The sequence below is a fragment of the Bradyrhizobium sp. SEMIA genome (assembly GCF_014844175.1).
Classification (GTDB): domain Bacteria; phylum Pseudomonadota; class Alphaproteobacteria; order Rhizobiales; family Xanthobacteraceae; genus Bradyrhizobium; species Bradyrhizobium arachidis.
In genome coordinates, this window is the sequence record NZ_CP046601.1 from 7,652,670 (window position 1) to 7,665,966 (window position 13,297).

Genomic DNA, 13,297 nt, shown 5'->3' on the forward strand with positions numbered 1-13,297 from the left:
GGCACGCCAGGTTGCCAGCGCACGGGGAGATAATAACGCCGCAGCATAAAAACAGGAGCCACTCATGCAACTCGGAATGATCGGCCTCGGCCGAATGGGCGCCAATATGGTGCGAAGACTTGTCCGGCATGGTCACCAATGTGTCGTCTTCGACATGTCGCCGAACGCCGTTGCGGAACTGGTGAAAGACAACGCCACAGGAAGCTCCTCGCTCTCGGATTTCGTGAAGAAGCTCGAAAAGCCGCGCGCGATCTGGTTGATGGTTCCTGCGGCCGTCGTGGATAAATCGATCCGCGATCTGCTTCCGCTGATTGAAGCCGGCGACACTCTGATCGATGGCGGCAACTCCTACTACATCGATGACATCAGACGTTCCAAGGAACTGGCGCAGAAGGGCATCAATTATGTCGATGTCGGGACCAGCGGCGGTGTGTGGGGTCTTGAACGCGGCTACTGCATGATGATCGGTGGCCCTGACGAGGCGGTGCAGCGGCTGGATCCGGTCTTCAAGACCCTCGCTCCGGGTGTCGGCGAAATCCCGCGCACGCCGGGACGAGAGCACGCCGCCGCCGGCACCTCCGAGCATGGCTACCTCCACTGCGGGCAAAACGGAGCCGGTCATTTCGTCAAGATGGTCCATAACGGTATCGAGTACGGGCTGATGGCGGCGTATGCCGAGGGACTTGGCATCCTGCGCGCCGCGAACATTGGCAAGCAGACGCACGCGGCGGACGCCGAGACAACGCCGCTTCGCGTTCCCGAGCACTACCAGTACGACCTGAATCTGCCCGAAATCGCAGAAGTGTGGCGGCGCGGCAGCGTGGTCGCATCGTGGCTTCTCGACTTGACAGCAACGGCATTGCTGGAAGATTCGGCGCTTGCCAAATTCGCTGGGCGCGTATCCGACTCCGGCGAAGGACGTTGGACCATCGCAGCAGCGATCGACGAGGCAGTGCCCGCCCCGGTGCTGACGACGGCGCTTTATGAACGCTTCAGTTCTCGCGGCGAGGCCGATTTCCAGAACAAGCTGCTTTCGGCGATGCGCTACGAGTTCGGTGGACACCTGGAAAAAGCCAGCCAGTGAGTGACCCAGATGGCCCTGAGCGAACCCAAATCCGACGCATTGGTGTTTTTCGGAGCAACCGGCGATCTCGCCTACAAGAAGATTTTTCCGTCCCTGCAAGCCATGCTGAGGCGGGGCCATCTCGATGTGCCCGTCGTCGGCGTCGCAAAGGCCGGCTGGACACTTGATCAGCTCAAGGCTCGAGTGCGAGATAGCCTCGAAAAGCACGGCGGCCTCGATGCCGCTGCGTTTGACAAGCTAGCCGGTCTTTTACGTTACGTAGACGGCGACTATGCGGACCCCACTACCTTCGACGCCCTTCGCAAGCAGCTCGGTTCGGCGCAGCGGCCGGCACATTATTTGGCGATCCCACCCGCATTGTTTGCAACCGTAGTGGAGCATCTCGACGCTGCCGATTGCACAAACGGCGCGCGTGTCATTGTGGAGAAGCCATTCGGGCATGATCTCGCCTCCGCACGCAATCTCAACAGGATCCTGCTCGCCAGGTTCGACGAAGATCACATCTTCCGCATCGACCACTATCTCGGAAAACGACCTGTTCACAACATGGTCTTCTTTCGCTTCGCAAACGCCTTCCTGGAGTCGTTCTGGGACCGCAAGTTCGTAAGCAGCGTGCAGATCACGATGGCGGAGAATTTCGGAGTGCGGGGTCGCGGCGCCTTCTATGACCAAACCGGCACAATTCGCGACGTTATCCAAAATCATCTGTTTCAGGTGTTGGCGAATCTCGCGATGGAGCCGCCGGCGCGATCGGATAGCGAATCGCTGCGTGACGAGAAAGCCAAGGTTCTAAGGTCGATTCCGCCGATCGCTGAAAACGAATTGGTGCGCGGACAGTTTCGCGGCTACCGGCAGGAGCCGGGCGTTGCTCCGGAGTCGCAGGTGGAGACGTTCGCCGCGCTCCGGCTGGAGATCGACTCCTGGCGCTGGCAGGGAGTGCCATTTTACATCCGAGCCGGAAAATTGCTTCCCGTCACTTGCACGGAGGTGATCGTGCGCCTCCGTGAGGCGCCGCGGATCTTCCCGCATAGCGCCGCGATACCCAATTATTTGCGGTTCCGCGTCAATCCCGACATGGCCATTGCTCTCGGCACGATGGTGATGGACGATGATGATCGCGAGGTCGGAAATCCAGTCGAATTGCTGGCCAGCCGTCGCCCTGGCCCAGAGGAGATGGATGCATATGAACGCGTGCTCGGCGACGCGATGAACGGCGATCGGACGCTGTTTGCACGACAGGACTACGTCGAAGAAGCCTGGCGGATTGTCGACCCGGTCTTGAAGATGACGACACCGGTCTACGAATACCATGCCGGAAGCTGGGGGCCTCACGAAGTGGACAAGAATGTCACGCCGCCGGGCGGTTGGCACAACCCGACGGTCCTGTAACGCAGGGAACGAGGAATTTAGATCGAAGTGCTCCTCGATCCCGGCTCTGTTGGCTGATGGCGGCAACCTATTACTAACGATGCACGCACACCGGTTGGCGCGCGAGCGGCCATGTACTCGACACCCGCGGGAGGGAATCAGCCATGACGGACGCCGAACTCGACCAACTCGCGATCAACACCATCCGCACACTGTCGATTGACGCAGTTCAGGCCGCGAACTCCGGCCATCCGGGCACGCCGATGGCGCTTGCGCCACTTGTCTATACGCTCTGGAATCGAGTCATGCAGTTCGATCCGCAAGATCCGATCTGGCCCGGTCGCGACCGCTTCGTGCTGTCGAACGGCCACGCGTCGATGCTGCTGTGGTCCGTGCTTTACCTTACCCGCACGCAGGCCGTGAATGCCGAGTACGAGACGTTGGGAAGGCCTGCTGTTACCCTCGACGATATCCGCCGCTTTCGCCAGCTTGGGAGTCACGCGCCAGGACATCCTGAATACCATCTGGTATCCGGCGTCGAGACCACCACCGGCCCGCTCGGACAAGGTATCGCGACCAGCGTCGGTATGGCGATCGCTCAGCGCTGGCTCGCTGTGCGGTACAACAAGCCGGACTTTGCCATCTTCGACTACGACATTTACAGCGTATGCGGCGACGGCTGCCTGATGGAAGGCATCGGCTCCGAGGCGGCATCGCTGGCCGGCCACCTCGGCCTCGATAACCTGTGCTGGATCTACGACAACAATCATATCACGATAGAAGGCAGCACCCGGCTAGCCTTCACGGAAGATGTAGCCGTCCGTTTCACCGGCTACGGCTGGAACATCCTGTACGTTAGTGATGCCAACGATATCGCGGGCATCGAACGGGCCTTGACGACGTTCCGGGATACGAAAGGCCGACCGACGCTGGTGATACTCAGTAGTCACATCGGATATGGCTCGCCACACCGCCACGATACTGCTGCGGCACATGGCGAGCCGCTCGGTGTTGAAGAAGTCGAGCTCACCAAGCGCGCCTACGGTTGGCCGGAAAACTCGGATTTCCTCGTGCCAGACGGCGTTCGCGAACATTTTGCCGCCGGCGTTGGCGTGCGAGGCGCTGAGGCTCGTCGTAGATGGGAGGACCTATTCGCTGGTTACCGTGCGAAGTATGCGGCGCTGGCAACCGAGATCGACCAGATGCAACAACGCATACTTCCGGAAGGTTGGGACCGCAACCTGCCGATATTCCAAGCGGATTCGAAGGGCGTCGCGGGTCGTGAAGCTTCGGGAAAGGTCCTGAACGTTCTGGCGCAGAACGTTCCCTGGTTAATCGGCGGTTCGGCCGATCTGGGTCCATCGACCAAGACGCTTTTGACCTATGAAGGCGCAGGAGATGTTCAGGCCGCCACACCGGGTGGCAAGAATTTGCATTTCGGCATCCGCGAGCATGCGATGGCAGCAATCCTGAACGGTCTCGCACTGTCGAAACTGCGGCCGTTCGGCGCGACATTCCTGATCTTCAGCGATTACGCTCGGCCCGCGATGCGACTCGCTGCGCTGATGGAATTACCGGTGGTGTTTGTTTTTACCCATGATGCTATGGGCGATGGCGAAGATGGCCCAACGCACCAGCCGATCGAGCAGCTCGCCTCAATGCGAGCAATGCCAGGTCTGACGCTGTTCCGGCCGGGTGATGCCAACGAAGTGGTCGAGGCCTATCGCTACGTCATGCAGCTTCGTCATCGGCCAGCCCTGTTGGCGCTGTCTCGCCAACCGTTACCGGTCCTCGATCGCAGCAAATATGCATCGGCATCCGGGGTGGCGCGAGGCGCCTACGTGCTTGCCGACCCCCCTCAGGGCAAGCCGGACATCATCTTGATTGCCACCGGCAGCGAGTTGAGTCTCGCGGCCGACGCTCATGAGAGACTTAGCTTGGATGGCATCCGCTCGCGCGTGGTCTCGATGCCGTCCTGGGATGTCTTCGAACGCGAGACCCAGGAATACCGCGATGACGTCTTGCCACCTGAGATCACGGCCCGCGTTGCGATCGAGCAGGCGTCCACATTCGGCTGGGAGCGGTACGTGGGGAGAACTGGCCGAATCATTGGCATGCACACATTTGGCGCTTCCGCTCCGTTGAAGGCGTTGCAGCAGGAGTTCGGATTCACCGTCGATCATATCGTCGCGACGGCTAAGGCGCTGTTGCAACCCTCGAAAGCCGCATAGCATGGACGATGTCGGGCAACGTCGCCCCCGTTCGGCTGAGCATGCAAGGCTTGCCGACTCCTCGCCCGATACTCCCGGCGACTGGAAAGCGATCGGGCCCTACGTTAGTGAGCGCGCTTGGGGCACCGTGCGCGAAGACTACAGTGCCGATGGCAAAGTCTGGCAATACTTCCCATACGAACACGCGCGCTCGCGCGCCTATCGGTGGAACGAGGACGGTCTTGCCGGGCTTTGCGATCAATCGCAGCGCCTGTGTTTTGCTCTCTCCTTTTGGAATGGACGTGACCCCTTCCTGAAGGAACGCATCTTCGGTCTCGGTGGTCCAGAAGGAAATCACGGCGAGGACGCCAAGGAATACTGGTGGTATATCGACGCAACACCGACCAGCTCGTGGCTTCGTTGGCGCTACCACTACCCCCATACGGAGTTTCCCCACGCCTTGCTTCGGCAGGAGAACGCAAGGCGCAACAGGGACGAGCCCGAATTTGAACTCCTGGATACCGGTGTTTTCGAAGGGGATCGTTACTGGCAGATCACGGCGGATTACGCCAAAGCATCACCCGATGACGTATGCGTGCGCATCAGCGTTCGAAACGCCGGACCCGAAGCGGCTGAGCTTCAGGTGCTTCCAACACTGTGGTTCCGCAACCGCTGGTCCTGGGAGGCTGGCATCGCGCGGCCGATTATCCAGGCGACGACTGAGACCGGCAACGTCGGCGCGATCGCTGAAGAAGAACTGCTGGGCCGCTGGCGCTTCACTGCCGGGGCGGACCCGGCCGGAAGGCCGCCGCCCTTGCTGTTCTGTGAAAACGAAACCAATGCCCGATACCTGTATGGCGCCACCACCGAGCAGACGCCCTATCCGAAGGACGGCATCAACGACCATGTCGTTCATGGTGCGGCGACCGTAAATCCTGCGAGGCGGGGTACAAAAATGGCCTGCTGGTATCGCCTCAAAGTCGCGGCCGGCGAAACGGTCGAGCTCAGGCTTCGCCTGGCACGTGATGGACGCGACCAGGCTGCGAACCTCGGAGCAGACTTCGAGCGAATCCATGCCGAGCGTAGGCGCGAAGCAGACGAGTACTATGCAGCGCTGACCCCTGACGGTACGAGCGACGATGAGGCCGCAGTGATGCGACAGGCGTTCGCCGGCATGCTGTGGAGCCAGCAGTTCTATCACTACGACGTCGCGCGCTGGCTCGACGGCGATACCGTACGTCCGCCCGAGGCTCGCGCGTCTGGTCGCAACGCTGACTGGCGCCATCTCAACAACCACGACATCATCGCCATGCCCGACAAATGGGAGTACCCATGGTATGCCTCCTGGGACCTCGCCTTCCATTGCGTGGTGCTGGCGCACATCGACCCCTCAGCAGCGAAGCATCAAATGCTGCTGCTGGCGCGCGAATGGTACATGCACCCGAACGGCCAGTTGCCGGCATATGAATGGAATTTCGGAGACGTGAATCCGCCAGTTCAGGCGTGGGCCACGCTTGCGGTGTTCCGGATCGATGGCGGTACCGACTTCGACTTTCTTGCTCGCGCGTTTCAAAAACTCCTGATCAACTTCACCTGGTGGGTAAATCGAGAAGACACGTATGGCGACAACGTGTTCGAGGGCGGCTTTCTCGGGCTCGACAACATCGGCCCGTTCGACCGCTCGCAAATGCACCCTGACGGCGATGTACTGGAACAGTCGGATGGCACCGCCTGGATGGCTAAGTACTGTCTCAACATGCTGGAGATGGCACTCCTGCTTGCCAACCATCAGCCTAGCTACGAGGACGTCGCGGTAAAGTTCTTCGAGCATTTCGCCCTAATCGCAGCCGCTATGAACAAGCTGTGGGACGACCAAGACGGCTTTTTCTACGATCGGCTTCGCAAGCGCGACGGCTCGACTTTCATGGTGCGCGCGCGTTCTATGGTGGGACTGTTGCCAATCTTTGCGGCCGTAGAGCTCGATGCGGCGCTGTGGGACCGACTGCCGATGTTCCGCAAGCGCGCGCGCTGGTACATCGAGAACAAGCCTGGCCTTGCAGAATTCCTGCACACGCCTGCAACCAATGAACGCCCTCGGCTGATCTCGCTGGTGGGCAAGTCGCGCATGAAGCGGATTCTCGCGTGTATGCTCGACGAATCAGAATTTTTGTCGTCTTACGGGCTGCGATCCTTGTCGCGTTACCACCGCGAACATCCACTTATCGTCAACACGGATGGACATGTTGCCCGTCTTGACTATGAGCCTGGCGAATCTCGAACAGGGCTGTTCGGCGGCAATTCAAACTGGCGCGGACCGATTTGGCTTCCGCTCAATTTTCTCGCGATCGAGTCGCTACGACATCTTCATACCAACCTTGGCGAAGACTTTACGGTTGAATTGCCTACAGGATCGCGTAGGCAGGCAAGTCTCGAGCAAGTGGCCGAAGAACTCGAACGCCGATTGCTCAGATTATTCCTCCGAGACTCAGACGGCCGGCGACCAGCACTGGGATCGAATTCGCGCTTCCAGCGCGATGGGGCATGGCGCGATTCTTTGCTCTTCTACGAATACTTTCACGGCGATACCGGCGAAGGACTTGGCGCCTCGCATCAGACCGGATGGACGGCACTGGCCGGCGCACTGGTGGCAAATCGGCGGTTCCGAAGTGCTCAGAAGTAATGAACGCCCGTGCGGCGTCCGATCATAAGAAAAAGTCGCACGAGACCCATTTCGTTCTCGGCAGTTCTTCCTGTAACTTATTGAAGAACAACGCTTTCGGGATGGTGGGCGCACCAGGGCTCGAACCTGGGACCCGCTGATTAAGAGTTCAACACCATCGCTTCTCCGCAGTTTCCGAATGCACGCCGCGCTGCGACGAGTACTCGAGAAGCCCTTTGTTCATAGATGTTTCTCGCATAGCTTCGCGCTCCGTCGAACTCAAGCCTTCCAACTGCTCAATCCGCCAACACCGTTTGAAAACCGTTTTGGCGGCCGTGGACTCTCGTCATGACCGATATTCGAATCTCTCTCACCGACAAGACAATCGCTCAATTACCCGCTCCGAAGGAAGGCTGGTACCTGGCGCGCGATACAGAATTGAAGGGCTTTTTCGTGGTCATCGGAAAGCGAAGGAGGACCTTTACCGTCCAGGGTGACCTCAGGCGGGGCGGCAAGCGGGCTTCATCCATTAGGGTTTCCATTGGCGACGCTAGTGAGATGTCGACCCGAGCTGCGCGCGCAACCGCCAAGGAGTATTTGGCGCAGATTAGCCGGGGACGGCATCCGAAGGACAACAAGCAAACCGAAGTGACGAGTCCGGCTCCGGCTATGGAAAGTGGCGGTACAACCGCGAGCATCACTCTCAGGCAGGCCTGGGAGCGGTACCTCGAGGCGCATCTGGTCCGGAAGAACCGCAGCGAAAAGACTATCGAAGGCTACCGCGATCACGTGGAACGAATTTTTGCGGTATGGCTCGACGCCACCCTCTATGAGCTCGCAACCGATCCGGCTAGCGTGGCCAAGAAGCCCGATAAAGTCACAAGCGAGAACGGGCCGTACATGGCCAATGGCAGCATGCGCACCCTGCGGGCCATCTACAATCATGCTCGGAAGACGAACAGGTCGCTGCCGTCAGACAATCCAGCCGATGCGGTTGACTGGAATGAGGAGGAGCGCCGCAACACCGGGATGGGGTCTGCCGACCTTAAGGGCTGGTTCGTGGAGCTCGCCGCCCTCGACAACCCCGTGCGTAGAGAGTTCCACCTTTTTACTCTCCTTTGCGGTTCTCGGCCCAGTGCGCTGCAGGAAGCTAAGCCAGAGCATATCGATTTTCGGCAGCGGACGCTGCACATTCCCAAACCAAAGGGCGGCAAGAAGAAAGCTTTCGATATTCCATTGTCCCGTCAGATGGTCCTCTGCCTCGCCCGCGCAATCCGGTTCGGAAGGCAAATGTATCCTGTGCAGGCACAAGACTGGGTATTTCCGGCCGATAGCGCGTCGGGGCATTTGGCCGAGACAAAGGAGGACCGGGAAATGCTATCGAAGTGGGGTAACGACCTCCGCCAAACCTTCCGTACGATTGCGACAGCAGCAGGTGTCTCGGAGGTCGACGCCAAGCTCCTGATGAACCATGCTATTCCCGGCGTAAACGCGGGCTACATTACGCGGCATAAGCTTCTCATCTGCGCAGCCAGCAGCAGGCGATCAGCAGCGCCGTATTTGCCGCAGTGGGCACGGCGATTACCCGGGAGAGCTCGTTGCAGGATTGGTTCGGAAGAGGTGGTAGCCGAGAGCAGCAACCCAACGGGCTGCTTCAAATAGACAAGGTGCAGTCCCGCCCGTTGTTCAAATTCGGCAAGGATCAATCGGGGGCTCGGTGCGTTGAAACCTCGACGCTATCCGAGCTCACGAATCGGTCCAATCCATCATGGGCCAATTTGAGCTAACGTAAGGAAGCGTCGTCGGAGGAAGTCAAATAAGCGCACGCGCTCGAGCGGCGGGAGAAAACGGTAAACTGGTTCGGTTCGGGGAGGCACAACCACCAATGCCGACATTCGCTGCAAATCAACATTTGAGACGTGACGGGCACAAGCGGACGCCATCTCGTGCATAACCCGCAGCTTCCTCGGCGTCGGCGCAGCCGCCTGCATCGGAATGGGGGCTGATGGTGGCCGATGCGCGGCAGTACATGTATCTTCCTCTCGGGTCGCCGTCTTGGCCTCGTTAAGGCATTGCTGTATTGCTGCACCAATTTAAACGCGCTACAAGTATCTGCCGTGAATGTCGATGGTCGAACGCACACCGATATGGCAATAATTTGCGGCTAACCACTCCTCAGCGCAGGTACGGCCCACGTCGCGCAGATAGGTGAGAAACTCCCAGTCTGCATTAAACTTGGAGGCGACGCCGAGGCCTTTCATGAACGATTCCGCCTCTATGGCATGAATCAGCATCGTCTTTATCTCGTCGTGCAGCGCGCCTCTGCTGACGAGCTTGTTGGCGAAGGCAATTGCTCGCATCTCGCGCATCAGCGACGAATTGAAGCTAATTTCGTTCAATCGGTTTAATATATCGCTCGCCGTGCGAGGAATTTCCCCACGCACAATTGGATTGATGTGAATAACAATGATGTCGGTGGATTGGCAGCCATAGATCAGCGGGAAGATTGCTGGGTTGCCCATGTAGCCGCCATCCCAATAGGCTTCGCCATCGATTTCAACAGCCTGAAAGAGCTGCGGAAGGCACCCGGAAGCGAGAACGGCGGAAACGGTGAGCTCATGGTTCTCAAAGATCTTCACCTTTCCAGTGCGGACGTTTGTCGCACAAAGGAACAGCTTGACGACACTCTCCCTGCGCAGTCGGTCGAAATCGATGGTCTTCTCGAGCACGTCACGCAACGGGTTATAGTTCAATGGGTTAAACTGATAAGGTGACAACAGTCGTGTCATCATGTCGAAGAACATGAAGGCTGGCGATTTCTCGATCGAATGATTTTGCGACAGACGATCGAAAATGGACGGCTGCAGCGGTCCCCAGACTGCAGCTTCGCTGATGCGGCGCCAATATTCGGCGAGAGTGAGTTTTGCGCCTTCGCGGCCGCCTATCGTCAGGCCGTACGCCATGACCGTGCCGTTCATGGCGCCAGCGCTGGTAGCGCAGATCCCCTCAAACGACATCCGCTCATCTTCGAGCAGGCGATCCAAAACGCCCCAGGTGAAGGCGCCATGCGCACCGCCACCCTGTAAAGCAAGGTTGACCGTCTTGCTTGCTGTACCCATCAGCGCTTACCGACCACGCTGTGCGCCACCGCTGCGCCGCCTAGCAACCTAATGAACTCGCGGCGTTTCACTGTGCAGTCCCTCCACTTCTTGCGACTGAAAGGATATCACACGGCGATACGGCAGGAGACGGCCCGGTGCGAGATTTCAGGCCGGGCTATGACCGCTCTGGGTCACAGCCCGAAGAACTCGCTTTGAGCATATCGAGCCCGCTTCACCCCACGTGAGCGGACAGGCAGCTGACATGCCGGGTCGGCAGCTTCGGGCCAATACCGGAAGTCAGCTTGCCACGATCAGGCTCAGAATTGCTTTCGCGGTAGCAAGTAGCGGGCAGTGGTTCACCTTTTTGGACTGTCCAGCCGCCATTCGAAATGGTTCCATCCCTCGCTGTTAGCGAACCTGATCAGTCCGCATTCCCGACAGGTGTAGCGCTCAGTGCCATCCATGTGGGTCTGGGGCAGACCGTGAGCGGTACCCGGTCGAAGCCCAGACAGGCCGGCCACACCTATAGGTGTGGTGTCCGTGTCCGCTCGGTGTCCGTGGTGAAAGAGGTCGTCGGGGACGGGTTACGGTCTCCCAGATGTGCCGGGTGGATAGTATACGACGGTTGTGCTTTTATCGGACATGTGAACAAGAAAATTCCCTATCGGGGCCGCTTGAATGTATGCGACGTCCTTTCCGCCTGTGACGATGTCGAGGTCGTCATCCGTTAGTGCTCTCGCGACATCGAACTCTGCGGTCGTCAGTTCTTTGATCGTAGTCATGTCGCTCTCCTATGAAAGTGTTTCAGGCGAGGACCATTCCTCGCCTTGATGGGGAGCGATATAGATGTTTTTGGCGAGGTGATGTGATCTTGATCGCGCATCGTGATGGTGGACGTGTTCTGGCATGTCTTCGTATTGTCGGCACGGTTGGTTGGGTTCATCGGGCTAGTTTCCGGCCCGGGCCATGAAGCCGTTTTGCAGATCGATGCCGATGTGCGTCGTGCGGCGCGGTCTCAAACGGTCAAACACCGCGACGCCACCACGGGCGGAGGATCAGGCGCTCTCGCACTTCGTCGAAGATACCCAACCGATGCACGGGTTCACCTTTGCTAATGATAGGCTCCGCTGCCCCAACATTCTGGAGAGAGCTTCGGCCAAGGTCAACGTCCGCTTGGGGTCACAAGCGGCGGTGAAGGCTTGCGGCAGCTATGCATGGACAGCTGCACAAAGCGGACCCCGTCTGAATGGCCTGCGCGGTAGTAGCGTCGGGTCGGAACGAGATCTCCGACGTCTCAGCATCGGATCGTGCAACTGACGAGCGCGAGAACGCGGCCCATCTGCGGCCCATCTCAATGTTCATCGAGCTCACGTTATCAAGCAACGCCTAACGCGAGCTTGGATCAGCCAGCCCGATCCATCATGGCGCCCCGGAAAATTCACAACTTAAGCCATTCATTCCGTTTATCTATTTAGCCCTAAACTGATCCTTCGTGTGATTGGGACCGACTGAGAAATCCGGTGTGACGAAGCCACTGCAGCTTGGCTCTTCTTGGGCCATATAGGCATGATTTGGAAGCGGAAATCGCGTCTTTGGATTCTCAGTGCACACGCCAGATCGGCTTGAGGATCGCGGCGACAAGAGAGAGCAATGCCGATCAGAAATGCTGCAACTGGAAGAAGCTTCAGCCCGCCGCGCCACAGTTCATCCAAACACATCAACAGAAGTGAGCAGTCGGCTCACATCCAACAGGCCTTCAATTGGGCTGCTCGACAAAATCGTGCAACGCGTTTTCAAAAGCGGCATCCCAGCCTTATGCGCATCTCGCCAAACCGAGCATAAACTCCTCGTTGGCCTACAGCCTTCGCTGCCGGCCAACACGGACTCATCTTGGCGCCACAACGCCTTGCCTGTGGCGAGTCTCAGCAGGAAACGGCAGATTCTCTGACCTACAAGCCGCAGCGACATCGATACCGCCGCAATCTCAGCCAGCGCGGCCTGACAGGTTGAAGATGAGCACGGCTCGACCAACGCTCAGAAGATCCTGTTAGTGTGCGCCTACCTCTCCTGGCTGGCCTTTATCGACCCGACATAGTTGGCGCTCAATGATGACGAGCCGCTCCTGATTACTGCTCCCGCCGGACATAAACATCACTTCGTCCCTAACTCGCATGAAGCCTCTGCAGCTCCGCAATGCGATTGTCGGCACGGCGAAGCCGCCGACAAAGCTCGCGGTTGATATTCTGCATCACCATCACATACGCGTAGATGTCGGCCTTGTAGTACGCGTAGAGTTGTCGAGCCGCCAGCTCGTACAGCAGGGTTGGGCTCTGCGCAACGATAGTCGCTGATCGGTTCTGCATCTCGATAAGCGTCATTTCGCCAAAAAAGTCGCCAGGCCCAAGGCTCGCCATGCGAACTATGCGCCCCGAGCCCCCGAGCTTGCTCACCACGAGATGGCCGGAGTGAACAACGAACATTGAGCGGCCCGGCTCTCCTTCCGCCACGACAATGTCGCCGACGTCGAAGCGGCGCTCGACCAGCATAGAGACCAAGAGATCGCAACTCGTGTCTGAGAGACCACCGAAGAATGGTGTGGCAAGCAAAAACGCTTTCAGATCGAGCGAGCTGACAGCCATCGAGAAACTATACTCCCGCGACCAGCGGTGGCAAGCCGCCGAGACGTCGACGCTGCTGCCACAGGCAGCAGGGAGGGCGCGGTGATCAAACTTCGGGAACTTGTCATGATCCTGGATTTGCATCGCCAAGATCTGTCGGATCGCCGCCCTCGCCCAGCAACTTGGGGCCGATCGAAGACAGTCAGGCCTACACCGCCGGACGCTTGCCGCCGGTTTACAAAAAGTGGCACCAAGGT

At 58.8% G+C, this 13,297-nt stretch carries 7 protein-coding genes and 2 pseudogenes; 6 read left to right on the plus strand and 3 right to left on the minus strand.

Going from position 1 to position 13,297, the window contains the following annotated elements:
- Window positions 1-64 precede the first annotated feature (64 nt).
- The 6 genes and pseudogenes from gnd to FOM02_RS36820 form a co-directional block, all read left to right on the plus strand.
- Window positions 65-1,084 (plus strand): phosphogluconate dehydrogenase (NAD(+)-dependent, decarboxylating), encoded by a 1,020-nt coding sequence (gene gnd / locus FOM02_RS36795; RefSeq protein WP_027564500.1) that lies wholly within the window; start codon window positions 65-67, stop codon window positions 1,082-1,084.
- A 15-nt stretch (window positions 1,085-1,099) separates the two neighbouring features.
- The gene (gene zwf / locus FOM02_RS36800) at window positions 1,100-2,473 is read left to right on the plus strand and encodes a glucose-6-phosphate dehydrogenase (RefSeq protein WP_027564501.1); all 1,374 of its coding nucleotides are present in this window, start codon (window positions 1,100-1,102) and stop codon (window positions 2,471-2,473) included.
- Between the two features lie 143 nt (window positions 2,474-2,616).
- Entirely contained in the window at window positions 2,617-4,683 is a 2,067-nt protein-coding gene (tkt, locus tag FOM02_RS36805; protein ID WP_027564502.1) for a transketolase, read from the plus strand.
- Window position 4,684: 1 nt separating this feature from the next.
- The gene (locus FOM02_RS36810; protein ID WP_027564503.1) at window positions 4,685-7,342 is read left to right on the plus strand and encodes an MGH1-like glycoside hydrolase domain-containing protein; all 2,658 of its coding nucleotides are present in this window, start codon (window positions 4,685-4,687) and stop codon (window positions 7,340-7,342) included.
- 327 nt (window positions 7,343-7,669) lie between these two features.
- Window positions 7,670-9,108, plus strand: a pseudogene (locus tag FOM02_RS36815) (tyrosine-type recombinase/integrase).
- Between the two features lie 166 nt (window positions 9,109-9,274).
- Window positions 9,275-9,356: pseudogene (locus FOM02_RS36820) on the plus strand (ABC transporter permease); the annotation flags it as partial.
- 67 nt (window positions 9,357-9,423) lie between these two features.
- On the opposite strand, the gene FOM02_RS36825 reads toward FOM02_RS36820, so the two are convergent.
- The 3 genes from FOM02_RS36825 to FOM02_RS36835 form a co-directional block, all read right to left on the minus strand.
- Window positions 9,424-10,440 carry a patatin-like phospholipase family protein gene (locus tag FOM02_RS36825; protein WP_027564504.1) on the minus strand — a complete coding sequence of 339 codons (1,017 nt, stop codon included), beginning with the start codon at window positions 10,438-10,440 and terminating at the stop codon, window positions 9,424-9,426.
- Between the two features lie 566 nt (window positions 10,441-11,006).
- Window positions 11,007-11,204 (minus strand): hypothetical protein, encoded by a 198-nt coding sequence (locus tag FOM02_RS36830; RefSeq protein ID WP_028146192.1) that lies wholly within the window; start codon window positions 11,202-11,204, stop codon window positions 11,007-11,009.
- 1,380 nt (window positions 11,205-12,584) lie between these two features.
- The gene (locus FOM02_RS36835) at window positions 12,585-13,061 is read right to left on the minus strand and encodes a Crp/Fnr family transcriptional regulator (RefSeq protein ID WP_027564505.1); all 477 of its coding nucleotides are present in this window, start codon (window positions 13,059-13,061) and stop codon (window positions 12,585-12,587) included.
- Between the last annotated feature and the right edge of the window lie 236 nt (window positions 13,062-13,297).

Excerpts from the sequence above, each read along its gene's own strand:
- gnd (WP_027564500.1), top strand. The coding sequence starts at position 65 with ATGCAACTCGGAATGATCGGCCTCGGCCGAATGGGCGCCAATATGGTG.
- tkt (WP_027564502.1), top strand. The coding sequence starts at position 2,617 with ATGACGGACGCCGAACTCGACCAACTCGCGATCAACACCATCCGCACA.
- FOM02_RS36810 (WP_027564503.1), top strand. The coding sequence starts at position 4,685 with ATGGACGATGTCGGGCAACGTCGCCCCCGTTCGGCTGAGCATGCAAGG.
- FOM02_RS36825 (WP_027564504.1), bottom strand. The coding sequence starts at position 10,440 with ATGGGTACAGCAAGCAAGACGGTCAACCTTGCTTTACAGGGTGGCGGT.
- FOM02_RS36830 (WP_028146192.1), bottom strand. The coding sequence starts at position 11,204 with ATGACTACGATCAAAGAACTGACGACCGCAGAGTTCGATGTCGCGAGA.
- FOM02_RS36835 (WP_027564505.1), bottom strand. The coding sequence starts at position 13,061 with ATGGCTGTCAGCTCGCTCGATCTGAAAGCGTTTTTGCTTGCCACACCA.